Annotated in this window: 13 protein-coding genes; 6 read left to right on the forward strand and 7 right to left on the reverse strand. The window is 39.8% G+C overall.

Annotated features, from left to right (window positions below; translation table 11 throughout):
• Window positions 1-37: 37 nt before the first annotated feature.
• On the reverse strand, window positions 38-1576 hold the full coding sequence (locus EHQ70_RS05580) for a methyl-accepting chemotaxis protein (protein ID WP_135584237.1): 1539 nt from the start codon (window positions 1574-1576) through the stop codon (window positions 38-40).
• A 167-nt stretch (window positions 1577-1743) separates the two neighbouring features.
• Here EHQ70_RS05580 and zigA point away from each other — a divergent pair, with 167 nt between their 5' ends.
• The gene (gene zigA, locus EHQ70_RS05585; protein WP_135584239.1) at window positions 1744-2985 is read left to right on the forward strand and encodes a zinc metallochaperone GTPase ZigA; all 1242 of its coding nucleotides are present in this window, start codon (window positions 1744-1746) and stop codon (window positions 2983-2985) included.
• Window positions 2986-3103: 118 nt separating this feature from the next.
• Here the strand turns inward: zigA and EHQ70_RS05590 are convergent, their stop codons facing one another.
• The 6 genes from EHQ70_RS05590 to EHQ70_RS05615 form a co-directional block, all read right to left on the reverse strand.
• Window positions 3104-3583 carry a group II truncated hemoglobin gene (locus tag EHQ70_RS05590; RefSeq protein WP_135584241.1) on the reverse strand — a complete coding sequence of 160 codons (480 nt, stop codon included), beginning with the start codon at window positions 3581-3583 and terminating at the stop codon, window positions 3104-3106.
• Window positions 3583-5145, reverse strand: coding sequence for a HEAT repeat domain-containing protein (locus EHQ70_RS05595; RefSeq protein ID WP_135584244.1), 1563 nt, complete (start codon window positions 5143-5145; stop codon window positions 3583-3585). Before EHQ70_RS05595 ends, EHQ70_RS05590 begins: the two co-directional genes overlap by 1 nt.
• Window positions 5146-5256: 111 nt before the next feature.
• Window positions 5257-6765 carry a di-heme oxidoreductase family protein gene (locus EHQ70_RS05600; protein ID WP_135584246.1) on the reverse strand — a complete coding sequence of 503 codons (1509 nt, stop codon included), beginning with the start codon at window positions 6763-6765 and terminating at the stop codon, window positions 5257-5259.
• A gap of 41 nt (window positions 6766-6806) precedes the next feature.
• Window positions 6807-8639 carry an RCC1 domain-containing protein gene (locus EHQ70_RS05605; RefSeq protein WP_135584248.1) on the reverse strand — a complete coding sequence of 611 codons (1833 nt, stop codon included), beginning with the start codon at window positions 8637-8639 and terminating at the stop codon, window positions 6807-6809.
• A gap of 204 nt (window positions 8640-8843) precedes the next feature.
• A complete protein-coding gene (locus EHQ70_RS05610; RefSeq protein WP_135584250.1) occupies window positions 8844-9521 on the reverse strand; it encodes a hypothetical protein in 678 nt (225 codons plus the stop codon).
• Window positions 9522-9532: 11 nt separating this feature from the next.
• Window positions 9533-10798, reverse strand: a complete 1266-nt coding sequence (locus EHQ70_RS05615) for a hypothetical protein (RefSeq protein WP_425270014.1) — start codon at window positions 10796-10798, stop codon at window positions 9533-9535.
• 263 nt (window positions 10799-11061) lie between these two features.
• Between EHQ70_RS05615 and EHQ70_RS05620 the strand changes: the two genes are divergently transcribed.
• From EHQ70_RS05620 to EHQ70_RS05640, 5 genes are read left to right on the forward strand one after another with little or no spacing between them, the layout of a single operon-like run.
• Window positions 11062-12348, forward strand: a complete 1287-nt coding sequence (locus EHQ70_RS05620; protein ID WP_244288223.1) for an imelysin family protein — start codon at window positions 11062-11064, stop codon at window positions 12346-12348.
• Window positions 12349-12363: 15 nt separating this feature from the next.
• Complete coding sequence (locus EHQ70_RS05625; RefSeq protein WP_135584256.1) at window positions 12364-13893, forward strand: di-heme oxidoreductase family protein; 1530 nt, start codon at window positions 12364-12366, stop codon at window positions 13891-13893.
• Entirely contained in the window at window positions 13890-15026 is a 1137-nt protein-coding gene (locus EHQ70_RS05630; protein WP_135584258.1) for an imelysin family protein, read from the forward strand. Before EHQ70_RS05625 ends, EHQ70_RS05630 begins: the two co-directional genes overlap by 4 nt.
• Window positions 15016-16347, forward strand: a complete 1332-nt coding sequence (locus EHQ70_RS05635) for an HTTM domain-containing protein (RefSeq protein ID WP_135584389.1) — start codon at window positions 15016-15018, stop codon at window positions 16345-16347. The genes EHQ70_RS05630 and EHQ70_RS05635 overlap by 11 nt, the downstream gene beginning before the upstream one ends.
• Window positions 16344-18725 carry a TonB-dependent receptor family protein gene (locus EHQ70_RS05640; protein WP_244288225.1) on the forward strand — a complete coding sequence of 794 codons (2382 nt, stop codon included), beginning with the start codon at window positions 16344-16346 and terminating at the stop codon, window positions 18723-18725. Before EHQ70_RS05635 ends, EHQ70_RS05640 begins: the two co-directional genes overlap by 4 nt.
• Window positions 18726-18762 lie beyond the last annotated feature (37 nt).

Genomic DNA, 18762 nt, shown 5'->3' on the forward strand with positions numbered 1-18762 from the left:
AACCTGGCAGCGTTAAGTTAATGGTGTTAGACAAGGATTACTTGATGCGATTTGCCAAAGTTTGGATGTCTTCAATATGTTCTGAAAGTACTCGCGTATTTTCAGCCACAACTTGAACGGCATCTTCTATACTTTCTGCGGCCCGCATCACTTCCTGGTTTCCCAGTGATTGTTCTTTGGCGATGGTTTCGAGTTGAGAAGAAAGGTCTTTTAATTCTTTTTGTGATTCCACAACTCTTGCATTTAATCTTTGCAAGTCGACAAACTTCTCGTTAAAATCGGTCACCTTATTTTGAATATTCACCATTTCCTTTTCTTGGTTCTGTGCCAGGTCGTTGGCTTCTTTTGCGGAATGATTTCCCTTTAAGAGATCAGACTTAGATTTGAGAATGGTTTTGGAAATGATACTGGCATTTGTTGCTGAGTTATCGGCAAGTTTAGCTACCTCTTGGGCAACCACTGCAAACCCGCGACCATGTTCCCCTGCCCTTGCCGCTTCAATCGAAGCATTGAGCGCCAGGAGATTTGTTTGGTCAGCGATTTCTTTCATGATTTGGTTTACATCTTCTACCTTTTGGAAACTAGAACTCACTTCCGACAAAATTGAATTTAGATTTTCCATGGAGCCTGTCACTAAATTACTAAACTTAGATGATTCGTTAATTAGGTCTGAGATGGAATCAATTTCTAAACGAACCGATTTGACAATTCCTTCTAAGGTTTGGCTTTCTTCGTTTAATGTTTCAATCCTTTTGTATTGGTCTTTCACAAAGGAAAAAGAGTTTTCCGTAGATTGAGAAATCTCTGTTAAAGAAGCTGAGATTTCTTCAATGGATGCTGCTTGGTTTTGAACAAGTCCGTTCAAATCGTTCGCAAAAATTTTAAGTGAGGCAACAGAAGCATTCAGGCTTTCTCCTGTTTCCACCATGGCTTCTTTTTGTTTTTCCATCACTTTGGAATGTTCTTCCGATGTATTTTTTCCGAGCACCGCTTCATCCCGAATGGAGATGAGTAATCCAACCATTTTTCCAATCACAACCGTAGCCATGATCAGGAAAAAAACTTTTACAATTTCAACAGGCAAAGAAATGGAATAAGCCATTTTATGTGTATCGTTACGATCAATAAACTCCATTCCTGTCATTCCCGCAAATACCAAAGATCCCACTTGCACTATAACAAGCATTGCACCTAAAACATAAGTTTGGCGGGAAGAAAATAAAAAACCAGAATAGAGAAGGATAAAAAAGGAAATGATATAATTGACCCCGTCCTTTAAAGCAGAGGATGCAATGTCCAAATCAATGATACTTTGTCCCCAAGTATTAGAACCAATCAGAATGATATCGATGAAAACAAACCAAAAGGCATAAGGGTTTTTTCTTTTTTTCAATAAAACAAACTGAGTGAGTGCCACCATTCCATAAAAGAAAGTAGTACAAAGCATCATAAGAAGTTGGTCTCTATGGAGTGAACCCAAACTCCCCAGAATCCCTAAAATAAAAATCACAAGGAGAGTGATGCGGATGGAATTTATGGTTTTCGTGGCTTTTAGGGAATAAGAATCCAGATGCATTTCTAAAGAATTTGAACTTAGTTCATAAAAAGCAAGGATTTCCCCGTATTTTTAGGGGAAAGTCGAAGTTTCAGCCTAAAACCATAAATGCAACAAAATTGCGTTTATCCGTTGACAAGATTTCCCGAAGAAAACAAATGCAACTATATTGCATTAAGGAAAATCCAATGAAACCAAAAATTCCAGTCACAGTTCTCTCTGGATTTTTAGGAGCGGGCAAAACCACCCTTCTAAACCACATCTTATCCAACCGCGAAGGCCTTCGAGTGGCAGTCATTGTGAATGATATGAGTGAAGTAAATATTGACGCAAAACTTGTTGCCTCCGGTGGCAGTTTGAGTCGCACCAATGAAAAGTTAGTGGAGATGTCCAACGGTTGTATCTGCTGTACCCTTCGTGAAGACTTACTCATCGAGATCACCAAACTTGCTAAAGACGGAAAATTTGATTCGATACTCATCGAATCCACCGGAATTTCAGAACCCCTTCCCATTGCTGAGACCTTTACCTTTGCCGATGAAAACGGCGTCAGTTTATCGGATATCGTTAGCCTTGACTCTATGATTACTGTTGTGGATGCTGTTAACTTTTTAAAAGATTTTCAAAGTTTGGATTCATTGAGTGAACGTAAATTAGGTGCCGGTGAAGATGATGACCGCGATATTGTAGACTTACTAGTAGACCAAGTGGAATTTAGCGATACGATCATAGTAAACAAAATCAGTTTGTTATCGGAAGAAAAAAAGAATAAACTTCTTACCATCTTACGTTCCTTAAATGCGGATGCTGAAATCATCACCACAGATTATAGTAAAGTCCCTCTATCCAAAGTTTTGAATACAGGGAGATTTGATTTTGATAAGGCAAGCCAGTCTCCTTTATGGCTCAAAGAACTCCGAGGGGAACATGTTCCCGAAACCGAAGAGTATGGAATCAAAAGTTTTGTATATGGGAATAGACGTCCCTTCCATCCGGAACGTTTTTACCAGTGGTTGCATTCGGAAAAACTAGGTGTGGTTCGGGCCAAAGGTTTTGTTTGGCTCGCAAGTAAAATGGACTGGGTTCTTCTCTACTCGCAAGCAGGTAATTTATCCTCTTATAAACCCGAAGGGTATTGGTGGGCGAGTATTCCAGACGAAGAGATCCCTGATGATCCTGATGTATTTGAAAATTTACAAACACACTGGTTAGAACCTTGGGGGGACAGGCGCCAAGAGATTGTTCTCATTGGTCGTGATATGGATGAAAAAAAATTAAGAAACTCTCTCGATAAATGTCTGTTAAGTGAAAAAGAATATAAGGAAGGGCCAGAAGTTTGGGCAAAATTTGACGATCCATTTCCAGATTGGGATGCAATGATCGAGAACGTAGATGAAACTTCTATCTCACAAGAAGAATCAAAGGTATAAAGGATTTTGGGAAATAGGCCGGTAGAGCTTACCGGCAGACACGAAAAAAACCAGAATGAAAACCTACATGAAGTGAATTGTAATTTATCCGATTCCTTCTTTTAGTATTAAGATTCCGTTAACTTTGAATTGGTATATAGGGACCACCTGTTTCTCCCCAACTCCATTTGGGCATAGGTTCGTTCGTATCCATAAGGTTAGTTGTTAGATGAGAATTAATTACAGCAAGCCGTGTGCCCCATTCAATATATCCTACAAATGCGGAACGAAACTCAGGATCGCTTTTCAGTCCAACTTCATCGGCTGTTTGCAAAAGTAAATGAACCCAACGTTTTCTCATTTCTTCCGTTAACATTTTTCCAATGTGTTTTCCTATCATTTGAGAATGGCTTCCTCCATCTTTCGAAGTATACAATGTGCCACCGCCAAAAACTTCAGAGACAAAATGAGAGACATGTTTTACATGTTCCGGCGACATATCACCAAATACCTTTCCCAGTAAGTCGTCTTTTAAAACTTTGTCATAAAACTGAGTAAACAAAACTTCAAAAGTTTTTTCATCACCCGCCCACTCAAATAGTGTTGGTATTTTTTTCATCAATTCCCCTTGGCCCACTCGTTCCAATCTTTGGCAGTTCGAAATTTTTGTCCTGTGATCGCAGTGAGTGCATAATAACTCAATTTTCGTTTCTCAGAATCATCTCCGTTGGCATGGACCAACAAAAGAGGAATTGATTTTTTATCCTTTCGTTTGGCAATTTCTTCCATCGCAGGTCTGTAGACATCTGCATCTTTGGATTTTGTTGCTTCCTCAAGGATGAGGCGGGCTTCTTCTGTGGGGATGAGAGCCACTGTCGAAAGGATTTGTGGAGACATTTTTGGACGATCGACTAACAATTCTTTTAGTTTTGGAAGGCTTGTGGGATCGGCAATGGAACCAAGTGCTTCCAAAGCATAAACCATAAGTTTTGCATCACCCATATCAAGTGCTTGGATGAGATCAGGAACTGCTTCTTTAGCACCAAGAATTCCCAATGCCCAAGCAGAACCATAAGGCCCTTCTGTTTCCCCAGATAACAAAACTTTTCTAAGGATGGGAACAGAAGCCTTGTCCCCAATCCAACCGAGTGCTTCTGCAAAACTATCACGTTCTGGAGTAGATGGTTTTCCAAGTAACTCTTCAATACGGAGTCTTCCCTCTTTATACCTTTGCCGTCCTACAATTTTTGCAGCACTTCCCCAACTTTTTGTTTCCTTTCCATTTAACAGACCAAAGGCTAACTTTGCTGCTTCTTTCGAAGGAATCGAACACAGTACATCAGTTGTATAAAGTTTGGTTTCCGCATCTTCAGAACTTAAAAACAGAAAAACCTTGGGAACCACAGAAGGATTTCCAATTTCAATCAGAGCCATGGAAGCATTTTCTTTTCCTTTGCTATAAGGAAGACCCAGTGCTTTCACAAGAACATCATTTGCATTTTTTGCTTTGATCCTTCCGAGAGCCAAATAAGCAGCAGCAAGAGTGGGAGATTCATCTTGCATTTTTGTAAGACCAAGTAAATAAGATTCAGAAGCACTTACCTTTAACTTCCCCAGTGCCATCGCATAGGTTTTGTCTTTTTCCCGATCTTTGTTTTTGGATGCCAAACTTAAAATTTGTGAACCAACAGAACTCGCACCAATTTGTACAAGTGCATCCACTGCCTGCAATCGAAGAGTAGGATTTGCATCATCTAACAAAGGATAAATGCGAATTCCCACCGAAGGATCTTTCATCCTTGTGAGGGCATCTAAATAAACATCTTTGGGATTCTCCGCATCCGACCACATCAAATTGGCAATGGTAGTCGAAGAAGATTTGTCTTTTAAATCCCCGAGGGCAATGGCAGCACCCGCACGCACCCCCGGTTCCTTATCTGATAAAAGTTTTTTTAATTTGGAGATGGCTGATCTTTCTTCCCGACTGCCTAGTTGTATGGCCGCTTGGGAACGAGTGAAGGTGTCAGTTGAATCTAGTTTTTCCAATAGTTCTTTTGTGGTTGGTTCTTCTGACACAATTTCCTCTACGGAGTTTGTATCCTGCTTCACCGGGACTGGATCACAATTCAAAATAAGAAAAAGAATTAAAAAAAAGAAAAAAGAACTCCGATTCGTTTGCATGCCAGACAAATGTCTCAATTTAAAAATCTGTCTACAAGTGATAATTCATAAGTAAGGAATGATTTTTTTAATTTCATCCCTTACGTTCGCAAACGTTTTTAGTTAGTTCATTTACAATGATAGTAAAAATCGAATCATACTGGCACGATCCGATACATTCAGGGCTAAAAAATATTTTTTACTTTTTTCGGCTTCCCCGCCATGCCAAAGAATGGCTTCGTCCAAAGTTTTTGCACGACCATCATGTAAATACCGAGCCCTTCCATTGACAGTTCCGAGAAGGCCGATCCCCCAAAGTGGTGCCGTTCTCCATTCTCTCTCGTTTGCTTCCCCATCGGCTTTCCCATCAGCAAGATCCTCACCCATATCATGCAAAAGTAAATCGGTATAAGGACGTATGGTTTGGTTGGAAAGGAGTGGGTTCGAAACATTCGTTCCCGTAACCATTTTTTCCGTATGACATTTGTTACATCCTGCCATAAAAAAATGTTTTTTGCCAGTGAGAATTGCTGGTAAATTTGGATTCCGACGAACAGGCACCGCAACTAGTTGCATATATTTCGTAATGGCTAGAATTTTTTCTTCTGGGACTTCTGGGTTCCCACCACTCGTAGCAGCAGAACAAGAGGTTTGGGTCAAAGAACAATTTTCCGATGAAAACATAGGACTTGTGATTCCAATATCACCAGAAAAGGCGGCCGAGTTTTGGCGTTTGAGATTTGGTGCATTTGCCTTCCACCCAAAACGGCCGAGAGATTTTCCACTTCCCGTAAGATCCCAAATCCAATTGGGCCTTCCGGAAATTCCATCCCCATCTAAATCAAGTGGATCCGATTTTTTTAAGATGGTCTCTTCAGAAACAGATTCTAAAAGACCAAGGCCGATGACTTGTTGTGTCAACCGAACAGAAGTTTTGTGATTTGTATCGAATGGGCCATACCCAAGTCCACTAAATACTAAATTAGGTTTTCGAAGCGAATAGGAACTTCCATCCAAATACGTTCCAGTGATGGTATCATATTCGAAATGAACCTCCCCTTCTGGAGTCACACCGGCAACTGCATTTGGTTGGAATTGAGTTCCATAAACTGGTTCTGGATCATTTCCTTTGCTTCCAGCACCTAACCGAACCAAGGTGAAAATTAGAGGATCTCCGTCATCTTCTACTGCTCTTCCATTTCCCAAATGACAACCCAAACAGGAATTGGTATGAAAAAAAGGTCCAAGCCCATCCCGGTCTGGTAAACCAGCAGAAAAACCTGCTGTCCAAGGAACTTCAAAGACAGCCTGCCCCACAGTAAAATCGGAGATTGTTGTTAAGGGAGCATTTTTTCCAAATTGAAGGAAGGCACGAGCATCAGTTACGAAACTCGTCATGGCCTTTCCACCAGAAAGTTCTTCCCCTTCTTCGTATTCCCAAGGAAATTTTTCCGTTTGAGACAAACCGAGTAAGGCCAAACAAGAATCATCGGCACAAAGTTTTTTCTCAGATGGGCATCCCAAAACTGATGTATTACTTACAAACTCAGGGAATTTGACTCCCGTAGAACAGGCGCTTGATTCCACAAACGCACATCCAGAATAACAACAAAGAACCAGGAAAAATAGAAATAATCTCATTAACAAAAATAAATCCAATAAAATACGAATCGAAATATTAATTAGTACGGAATGGTTAGATAAATGGGTGTTGTAGCCGCCCAAGTTTCTTGTAAATCAGACCTTCCAATGGAACCTTTAAAGTTCCAACCCCAACCATATAGAACACCGGATTTTAGAATGGCAAAATTATGTAATGCCCCACACCCAAAGTATTGGATATCTTTGATGCCCACAACAATGTCTCCCGGAGTGTAAAGTTTGGCAGGTGTTGTTTGACCCGTTCCTAAATTTCCACTGGAGTTTGCTCCCCAACCTTTTACAGTTCCATCACTCAAAATGGCAAAACTTTGTGTGCCATTGGCCCAAACAGAAACGGCATTGTATAAACCTGTCACGAGAGTCGGTGTAGGAACAGGAGCCGGTGACCCAGTCCCACCAATTCCCAATTGACCACTGGCAGCAAGTCCCCATGCATACACGGTTCCATCATTTCTTAAAGCAAGGATATGATCACGTCCTGTTGCGATATGTACAATTCCAGAAAGAGAACTTACTTTTTTAGGAGTGCCATTGACTTCCGTAGAAGTTCCAAGAACCCCATCACCCAAATTTCCATATTGGTCTTTACCCCAAACATAAACATCACCTGACTTTGTCAAGGCGGCTGAATGATCAGATCCTCCAATGACTTGGATGATATCTGTCGGAAGGCCAATCACATTCACTGGGTTTGCAGAATAAGTTCCTGCCCCACCCGTTCCATTCCCAAGTTGGCCTACAGAATTCGAACCAAAACTAACAACCGTTCCGTCTTTTTTCAGAACGAGCACATGATCAAAACCATATACACCCATTACCGCATTGGTAATCCCAGGAACCTTCCTCGGCGGATTCCTTGGACCTGCATCCGTCGCAGCTGCTTGTAGATCGCCAATATTCCCCATACCCAATTGACCAACGGCATTGGCTCCCCAAGTCCAGACAGATCCATCTTCAGTGATGGCAAGGGAACTGTTTTGGTTGAATCCAATCGAAACAACATTAGAAATTGTTGATAGTTTGGTAATTTTAGGATTGGTAAGATCTCCCGTGGAAGTTCCCGTTCCGAGTTGTCCAAAATTATTTCGTCCCCAAGTATATAAACTTCCATTGACCACATAACCGGAGTGAGACCCTCCAGCCGAAATTCGATTTCCAAAATAAGTCAGGACGGTTTTTTTCGCAGAAACACCCGCTTCATTTGTACAATGGACTTGGATCTTATTTGCACCAAGTAAAGGTTTCATAGAAACGGATGAAGTAACTTCTCCCTTTCCTACTGTGATATTTTCTTTTTCCGTTTTATTTTGTAAAACATGACAGGTTAAAGAATCTGATGTTTTTATATTTAATGCCAAATCATATGTTTTGATGATACTTCCGTCTTTTGGAGATAGAATTTCAAATTTAGATCCGACCTCTTTCTGGTTCGCAAGACTCACAAGAAAAATGGTATCTGTCAAATGAGAGATGTCTTCAATGGAAGGTTCTAAATTTTCAGAGGAAGAAAGTTTAAAGGATCCGAGTGTCTTTCCATTGACGTCCTTTACTAAAATTTCGTAACTACCAGTCCCCAAAGAGAGTTGCCAGGAACCAGTGTCTGTTGTTGTCGAAAGAGATTTGGAAAGTCCCTCAGCTCGGGAGCTATCCTGGGTTGCTATTTCCAAACTGGCATTGGGGATAGGATTTCCTGCCCCATCGGTTAGGGTTCCCGAAACCATGGAGAGGTTCAAAGTAAACCCAAGCAGTGCCAAAGCGGATGGGTCCGTTTCTTTTTTCTCGCAAAAACTAAAAACAGCGAGGCAAAGGACTACGATCAGCGGTTTTACGAAAATCTTTCTATTTGTGTACATGGAATCTGTTCTCCTTAGAGGGTGAGACCAATAATGAAATCGAGTCTCAATTTCAACTAATTTTTTGAACGTTGTTCCTGTCAAGCACAGAGAAAAATTTCCGAACTCGGGTCGGTTGTGATAGATCTGATCTAGATTTTTGCAAAAAAAAAGAGGACGATTTGTCCTCTTTGAAAGAAATCAGGTAAGTTCGAAATGCGGGAATTATGAATTCGGAACTTGGCTTCTCACTTCGCGTAAGGTAGTAAGCTCTGTTTTCCAAAGTTTTAAATCTTTTTCAGCAGAAAGTTTTACTTCCCCCGATGGTTTTTTGTTTTCGATCCAATATTCAACCATTTGGATTCTAGATTCCAGTTCGTTGATTTTAAAATCGAAATAGGCTCTTTGGGTTTTGGCAGAGGGTCTATCAGCTGCCTTCGGCTCTTCGCCGGAAGGTTTGTCTGACCATTTCTCTTTTGCAATCGAAGCAGAAAAACTAGCATCCATTGCTGTAAAAGAATCCAACATTTCCATATGTTGTTTTTCCTCTGCTTCGGTCATACTCGTTTTGATTTCACGAGGAATGTAGAAATTCTTTGGATATTTGGCCGCAAAATCTCTCCATTCTTCTTTGATCTCTTCTTTACGATTTGGTTTTTTTTCCAATGCAAACGGCCATAGAACCTCAGCCTGTGCCAATTCCAATTCTTCTGGATTGGGAGCGTCGGCAAACTCTGGATCGTCAAACAACGACTTGGCGTGACTTTCTGAATTTCCGAAATCGGAATCGGTGACATTTACTTGTTGGGTTGTTTTTTGTGCGGAAAACTTCCAAATCACAAAAGAAAACAAAACAAGTAAAAAACCACAAACCGAAATGATACCTATAAACCGTTTATTCATTGTTTAACCTCTTAAGTAAAGATAGAAACTACCCAAGAAATTGCCTGACCAAAGATATTCTCTGTTAGGAATTTTTTTAGGTCTACAGGGTTTCTATTGAGGGAATCGTAATACCAAGCAGTGTATTCACTCACTTGCGGGATTGAATATCCATAACGAGTGTTAATTGCTTTGATCAATTCATTTGCAAACAAAGAGTGACCATACATATTCGGGTGAACACCATCTAATCCAAACACACCTGGTTGGTTAGGAAGTGGCCAATTGGCACGAGCATTTCCTGGAGACCAACCATCAGCACTACGGATAGGTCTTCCATTTTCTTTTAAATCATCAAAAATCACTTTTAAATCAGCCACCGCAAATCGCATAGTTGCAGCTTGTGCTTTGATTTCGTTGTTTAACATAGTAAGGAAAGTGGAAATGGAAGCGATTTCATTGGCATCCAAAACTTGGTTAGGATCTGATACAGAGTTTCTAAAAAATGCTTTTAAACCTGTATAGTTCGCACGACCATTTGGATCTTTATAATTTTCTAAGAAAGCAATTGAAGTTACGTTAGGAACGGTAAAAAGAACTCCACCTTGCAAACTTCCCATAACAGACATTCTGCGGAAAAATTCACGGATGTCTCTTTTGAATCTGGTTTCATCCAAACAATCAGTGGATGTATGTAATGCAGTACAAAGTACGTGGTTCGCACCAGCCGATCCAAAGAGGAAAGTTGGTTTTACTTTTTCCATCACTTGGGTTTGTGTTCCCGCATCTCTCAGTCCAAAACGATGGAATTTATCAGGTTCTTGGCAATCAGCAACAGTCACCCAACGGTAAGTGTACCAATACCATTTTTCCCAGTACCATTCTTTTTCTTGTTTGGTGGCAGTGATGTCTTCGCATTTACCGGAAGTTTTGAGTAGGCTAGTATACTCAGCTCCCGTGATCCCTGCGTGAGTGGGAAGAGAAACTGTGGATGCATTTCCACCAATGATACTTTCCGCAATACAGAAAATACCACAGTTCCATTTGAGTACATCTTCTAAATTTACATAAGGCCCTTTGAGGACATTGTAAGAAACAGTGGCACCTGCTTGTTTGCTCACAAGAACCGGATAAGCCCAATCTTGCGTTTTTTTCTCAACCGTAACTCCAAAGAATCCTTGGCTAAGGGAATCTCCCACGACCCCTACTCTTTGGAACATCTGGCTTTGAGTTTGTGCAGAAAGCGATCCTGCGAAAACCAGTGACAATACCAGTCCTTTTGCTATTTTTACGTTCATATTTCCTCCCAATCGGAACATTTTTAACATATTTTATACAATTGCCACAATTTCATGACTTTTTGAACGAGTGTCAAATAATTTATTTCCGAACCACTGAGATTTTTTGAACAAAGTTCACGATCCTCTCCATATCCTGCCCTGATAAAAATCAATCAGATACAAAATAAATCATATTGCCGCCGTAGAGGACGTTATGAACGTTGTTTAATTAATAATGAGAATTATTCTCATTTAGATAGAGGAGAGAAACTCATATGAACATGAAACGAACTCTGACGCTCGTACTTTCACTTGGTCTTGTATTAAATGACTGTACCCCCGAAACAGAAAACACAAAAACAAATATGTTAGCAGCGTTGGTCTTGGCCGCAAGTGGTCCCAACCAAACTGCATTTTTGGAAACCTATTCGCAGATCGCTTTCCAAAATTATAGCGATGCCTACACAGATGTCGTCGCGTTAAGACAAAAAGTATCTGCTTTTACAGCGAAAGCATCCCCTACCCTTGCCGAGCTAAATGAAATCAAAACCTATTGGAGAAAAGCTCGCCGAAGTTATCTCCAAACAGAAATCTTTCGTTTCAGCCAGGGGCCAATTGACAATCCGGCACTGACTGGTGGCGTAGAAATCGAACCGCTTGTGAACGCTTGGCCACTGGATGAAGGATACATTGATTCAGTTGTACTGACAGGTACAATCACAAAACAAGGATTAATTGATGCAAATGAAGGTGATTGCGCTACTGGAACTTGCCCCGATGGAGATTCTGCAAAAAATATTTCTGTAGGTTGGCATGCCATTGAATACTTGTTATGGGGAGCAGATGCACCAAACAATTTCACACCAGGAAATACAATTACTCAGACCAACTTCACAACAGCAAATGGAGCGGGAAATGCACAAGCGAAACGATCGGCTTATCTTTTGTATTCTACAGAGATTTTGGAAAACCATCTCCTTCAATTGAAAAATGCCTGGGATCCTTCTCTTTCCACTTCCTATGTTTCTAAATTTAAATCTACTTCCACTTCTTTTGAAAATGTATTACGTGGGATTGCAAGATTTTCCGGTGGAGAATGGGGCGGAGAAAGGATGACAGGAGTTTTCGGTGGAGAACAAGAAGAAGAACATTCTTGTTTTTCAGACAATACAAAAGCTGACTTTTATTATGACGCCAAGGGACTAGATAACCTTTTTAACGGAACTTACACAGGTTCTCAAACCATTAATGGTTATGGCTTAAAAAATCTACTAGGCAATGAATCGAGTTATATCAAGGAAAGAATTGCTACTGCAGAATTATTTTGCCTAAATGAATTCACAGAAGATGTTTCCTTAAACCAAGCTTGTAATAGTTCCATTATTTCCAGTCGGTTCGATCGTATGATTGCGACAGTGAACGTCTCTGGTTCTGCAACAGAAAACGCCGACTACAACCTCTTCCGTTACCAAATCCAACCAGCAGTACAAGAAATTGCAAAAGCACTACAACGGTCTGCCGCAAACTTTGGTGTCTCGATTGGAGACGACGGTTTAGTTCTCGAATAATTGAAAAACATAAAAATGAAATTAAAACACCTTATCCTAATCATAAGTCTCGGATTCCATCTCCAATGCAAAAAAAATGAAGATGAAAAAAACCTAAACACTGCCATCATTCTATCTGCCATTCTTTCTTCTCCCTCCTGTTCTACGGGAGATTTTTTAAATGATCCCTGTGAACAATTTAGTGGTGGTGATACTACCACCTTTGATTCTACGGAATCTGCATTTGATTTAGAAGCCGCCAATGTTGTGGATCCTAGACGTTCTATCGATTTCCAAGATGGAAATGCAAACTTCAATCGCACTTGGCTTCCTACTGGAAACTCATCTGTGGCAGGACTTGGGCCTGTCTTTAACAACCGTTCGTGCCAAGGTTGCCATGTCAAAGATGGACGAGGTCGACCTCCAGCAGATGGAACTAGTTTCTCATCAATGCTCATTCGTTTGAGTGTTTCTGGATCCAATCCAACGACTGGTGGCCCACTTCCTATGACAAACTTTGGCACCCAATTGAATACCGAAGGAATTTTAGAATTTGGAACAGGAACTCAAATTCCCAAAGAAGGAACAGCTAACATTACTTATACAGAAGAACCAGGAAATTTTCCCGATGGAGAATCATATTCTCTACGGAAACCAAGTTATACAATCACTTGGAATGTGGGAGGCGGCGCCACACAAATTAATGTCGCAAATCCTGGCCAAGCCTATCATCCAACAAACAATCCTTCAGGATCTTATTTCATTTCACCAAGAACGGCACCTATGCTCCCAGGGCTTGGACTTTTGGAAGCAATTCCAGAATCTACCATTCGTTCTTTTGTCGATGCCAATGATTCAAATGGAGATGGAATTTCAGGAAGGGCAAACTTGGTTTGGGATACAACACAAGCAAAATCATTTCTCGGACGGTTTGGATGGAAAGCAAACCAACCCAACCTAACACATCAAAACGCAAGTGCTTTTCTTGGTGACATTGGTCTTACAACTCCCATCTTTCCCAGTGAAAATTGTGCCACCGGACAAACTGTATGTACAGCAAGCCCATCAGGAAATGGATCTAATCCAGAAATCTCTAACGAACGTTTGAGCCGTGTTACATTTTACACAAGTCTTGTGAGTGTTCCCGGTAGACGTGGTTGGAGATCAGAGGATGTGAAAAAAGGAAAAGAACTTTTCATCCAAATTGGATGTTCCTCTTGCCATATCCCGAGATTAAAAACGGGAGATCATTCCATTGCAGAAATTTCCAACCAAGAAATACGACCTTATACAGACTTACTTCTCCACGATATGGGAGATGCCTTGAGTGATAATCGTTCTGATTTTTTAGCATCAGGGAATGAGTGGAGGACCACTCCACTTTGGGGGCTTGGGCTCATTGAACGAGTGAATGGCCATGAACTTTTGATGCATGATGGAAGAGCTCGGGGAATTCAAGAAGCAATCCTATGGCACGGTGGCGAAGGGGAACAAAGTAAAAACAATTATAAACTTTTACCCAAAGAATCTAGAACAAAGGTCCTCAGTTTTTTAAAATCTTTATGAAACCATTGAATCTTATATTAAAAATTCTAACCTTCGGATTCTACATTTTGTTATACAACTGTGGAGCGAATTCAGACAAAGCTTCTGAAAGAGCACAAATTCTTGGTTTGGTGGACACCTATTTTAGAACCTATAGCACTTCAAGTTTACTCAGTGATATCACAAACAAACTCATCATTCCGAAATATACTAATTTAGATACAAAAGTGTCTGCATTACAAACGGCCACCACGACCTATACAGCAAACCCTGATGTTACTAATTTAAATGCAGTTCGAAATGCATGGATCGAAGCCGATTTGGCATATAGAGAAATTGAATGGGCTTATTTTGGGCCGGCTTATATCCCATACAATGTTTATCTTTATTTGGATAGTTTTTCTAGGTCATTCCCCATTGATCCCACCGCTATCGAATCCAAAATCACATCCAATTTAACACCGAATGGATTACGAGTGGATGGCCTTGATGCCGCAGAGTATTTACTTTTTAAAGATAACACCACAACTACGAATGCCGCTTTTGCGGATAACAATCGAAAAAACTATCTAAACAAACTCATCCAAGACATCAAAACCCAAACAGGCCTACTCCTCATTCATTGGGATAAATCAAAATCATCTTCATTTTATTATTCCTTTACCAATGCAGGGAAAGGAAGTCGCGAGTATCCAAACACAAAAGATGGACTGACTGAACTAACCAACCAAATGGTATTTTTTTGTAACACCATTGTGGATATTAAAATTGCAGAACCTTCAGGATTACGGGCAACCAATTTAGGTGTAAAAGATATCACAAAAGTTGAAACACCATATGCTAACCTTGCCCTTGATTCTTTATTAAAGAACTTACAGGGTTTTTCTGATTTAGGCGAAGCTGGGTTTTACCAATTTCTTGCCCTTCGAAGCGAAACTGTCACCCCGAGACTAAAAACACAAATCAGAACTACAACGACTGCGGTAACCTTGGTAAAAACAAAATACGGAACCTTTCAAAATGCAATTCTAACGGGCGGAAGTGATGTAGAACTTATGTTAAATGAATTTAAAAAACTCAGAGTGCTCATCTCAACAGAAGTGATCAGTTCCCTTGGTGGTACTATTGGAGTGAGTTCAAATGATGGCGATTGATCAATTGCGTAAAAACGTTCCTTCCTATTCCTTACATTTCTTTCGCATTGCTTATGGGTTTGCGACAACGATTCTTATCTTTAGATATTTTTATTATGGATGGATTCATTCCTACTTCATCAAACCTATCTTTTTCTTCAAACATTTTGGCTTCGAATGGATTCACCCACTTCCTCCAGTTTTCACCTATCTATTATTTGGTGTTCTTTTCCTGACGGCTCTTGGGATTTTTTTAGGATACTTTCTTAGATTCAATCTCTTTGTTTTTACCATTGGATTCACATGGTTTCATTTTTCTGATGCTACCATCTATTTGAATCATTATTACCTAATTTCGTTACTTGGTTTTTTATTGTGCTTATCTCCCGTAAGCGAACGAAATCTCCCTTTATGGAAATGGAAGGATTGGATCCAAACACTGAAACCAATTCCTAAACTTTGGCTTTATACCTTTCGATTACAAATGGGACTTATTTATTTTTTTGGAGGAGTAGCCAAACTCCAACCAGATTGGCTACTCGAAGCCCTCCCACTAAAGCTGTGGTTGTACCAATCGGAAGGAAAACTTCCTTTCCTCGATCCCATTCTTGGCCTTCCTTTAACTGCTTATGTGTTTTCTTGGATTGGTGTGGTCTTTGATTTAAGTGTTCCTTTTTTCCTTTGTACAAAAAGATTTCGATTTCCGGCTTGGCTTGTTGTTTTATTCTTTCACAGCTTTACCTCCTTTTTATTTCCCATCGGTGTATTTCCCATCGTCATGAGTTTATCCTCTCTTATCTTCTTTGATCCCCATTGGCCCATTGTTTTGATAAACAAAGTTTTTAAAAATGAGTTCAATACTTCTGTGGAAACGAAAATTCAAAAAGAACCAAAACAAGAGACAAAAACAAAACCTTTTGAATTTAAAGAATACTTTCTCTTCACCTATCTAACGTTACAAATTGTGATTCCTTTCCGGCATATCTTTTATCCTGGACAGGTGATTTGGACAGAAGAAGCCATTAAGTTTTCTTGGCAGGTGATGGTTGCCGACAAAGTGGGATCTGCGATTTTTTGGGTGAACAAAGAACCCATTGATCCAAGGGATATTCTCACCAACTACCAATATAGAATGATGACCATCCAACCAGAACATATCTTACAATTTGCAAAGTTTTTACAAAAAAAAGAATTCGAACGATCAGGGGAAAAAAATGTACCTGTTTATGTTCAATCTTTTGTTTCGATCAACGGAAAACCAGCAAAACCATTATTTCCACCTAATGAAGATCTAACTAAGATCAAAATCAATTTTTCTCCCATGCAAGGACTCCTTCGATGAAATCTGAATTCGGAAAATTTACTTTATATTTTCTACTCATACTTGTTTTGAGATTTCCCATCTTCTCCCAAACAAACTCGGAAGAAAAAGATTCAAAACCACAAAAAAATGAAGGAATTCATGTCATTGGTAGCAAAAAAGAAGACCTAAAAAAAATACCAGGATCTGCTTACATCATTGATAAAAAATATCTGGAAGAAGCATCTCCTACAGATCCCATGGAAGCTCTAAGAAGAACACCAGGCGCAAGTGTTCGTTTCCAAGACGCAGCAGGGCTTACACCAAACATTGGTTTCAGGGGTGTAAGCAATGAAGAATCCAGAAAAACTTTAATTTTAGAAGATGGGATACTTACCTCTCTTTCTCCTTACGGACAACCAGAAAGTTATTATTCTCCTTCTATTGAAAGAATGGAAAGGATCGAAATCATTAAAGGATCTGGTTCTATTTTATTTGGTCCCAACACAATCGGGGGAATTGTAAATTTTGTCACCAAACGGCCACCATCCGAATCTACATTTTATACAAAAAATGTGGGAGGTGAAAATGGATATTTTTCAACATACAATTCTTATGGGAAAAGTTTTGACTCAAGTTCTTTTGAAGTTTCTTTACTTAGAAAACAAGGAGATGGATTTCGAAACTACCAAAAATTTGATGTTACAGAAGGGAATATCAAATGGATTCAAGATTGGAATGAAAACCATAACACGACGATTAAGTTAGGTTATCATGTTCAGAATGCTCAGTCTACTTATTTGGGTCTCTCACAAGGATTATTCCGAATGGATCCAAAAATCAATCCGGCTGAGTATGATGAAAAACAGCTGAATCGCAGCCAAACGGTGATTTCTCATAACTGGAAACTGGCAGAAGATCACACACTCATCATTCGAGGTTATTTTTCACAAGCAGAACGGAACTGGGCCAGGCAAGATTTTTTATCTGGTAAATCCTCCTCTGGTGGTTATCTAAACGCACCTCAGGATACACTTCGTACGTATTCCCCTGGTATCATCGGAAACCGACCCGGTGATACAATTTATATGCGTGATTCCTATTTCAGTCGTGATCAAGCTTTTATGGTGGGTGGCGTAGAAACCAAACTCGAATCAAAGTTTTCTACCTTTGGACTCAAACATGAAACCGATTTAGGTGTTAGGATTCATGGAGAAAACAATTTAACACAAACGAATATCAAAAAAACTGACGACCCTTTAGGTTATCTTTCGAAAGCAATCATCCAAGAGGATTCACTCGTAACCAATTTGGCACAAACCGCCTTACCTAATTTTAATCTCAATCGACAAGAAAGAAAAATTGAATCGTTTGCTGCATACTTTCAAGATAGAATTTTACTTTCAGAAAATTGGAAAATCATTCCTGGTATTAGGTTTGAAGAAGTAAGACAAAAAGCAATCACAACTAGAAGGCAAGCCACAACCGAAGATTATCAACTAGGTGCCGTTCTTCCAAACGACGTTTCTGTGAATCGCCGTAGTTCCAGCGAATCAAGAACCCATATCATCCTTCCTGGAATGGGAATTACTTATGATATCACAAAAAAGTTCATTTGGTTTTCGGGAGCCCATAAAGGATTTTCTCCTCCTACCTTTGGAACTTCATTCAGTCCTCAAGGAAATGATTATAGACTAAAACCTGAAACTTCTACAAATTATGAAACAGGAGTGAGAGGAGACATTACATCCTATTTGTATACAGAACTAGTTGGATACAAAATGTACTTTCGAGACCAAATCATCAACGTAAATGAAGTTGGAGGTGAAGCGGGAATAAGACCAGCAAACACTGGTTATTCAACCCACACGGGAGGAGAATCAGTAATTGTTTGGGATCCCGCGAAAATGCAAAAATCGGAATGGAGGGTTCCGATTGAACTCATTTACTCTCGGATTGAAGCAAAATCCAGAAGTTTTAATCCATTTCCCGTCTCACAGTCAAGCGACGGAAAAGATACAATTGAAATTCTCCCTGCTTATACAGTTAACAATTACCAATACATTTCTACAAATACAACAGGAAACTACTTACCTTATGTGCCAAAAGAAACCATAACTCTTGCTGTAAGTGTATCTTCACCACAAGGGTATTATGGACGATTAGAATACCAATACATAGGAAAACAATATTCGGATCTATTGAACACAAAAGACGAATCTGAAGACGGAAACAAAGGTATCATACCTAAAGTGGAGTTGTGGAATACAAGTTTAGGTTACCGATCACCTGATAAATGGTCGGTGTTTATCAATGCAAAGAATATCCAAGACAAACAATATGTTTCCGGTAGATTACCAACAGGGATCCAACCCGGGCCTTTTCGCCAAATCAACGTTGGTTTTACATTAGAATTATGATTTTAGAAACGAATTCTTCTAAAAAAAGAATTCGTTC

The organism is Leptospira congkakensis, assembly GCF_004770265.1.
Lineage (GTDB): Bacteria > Spirochaetota > Leptospiria > Leptospirales > Leptospiraceae > Leptospira_A > Leptospira_A congkakensis.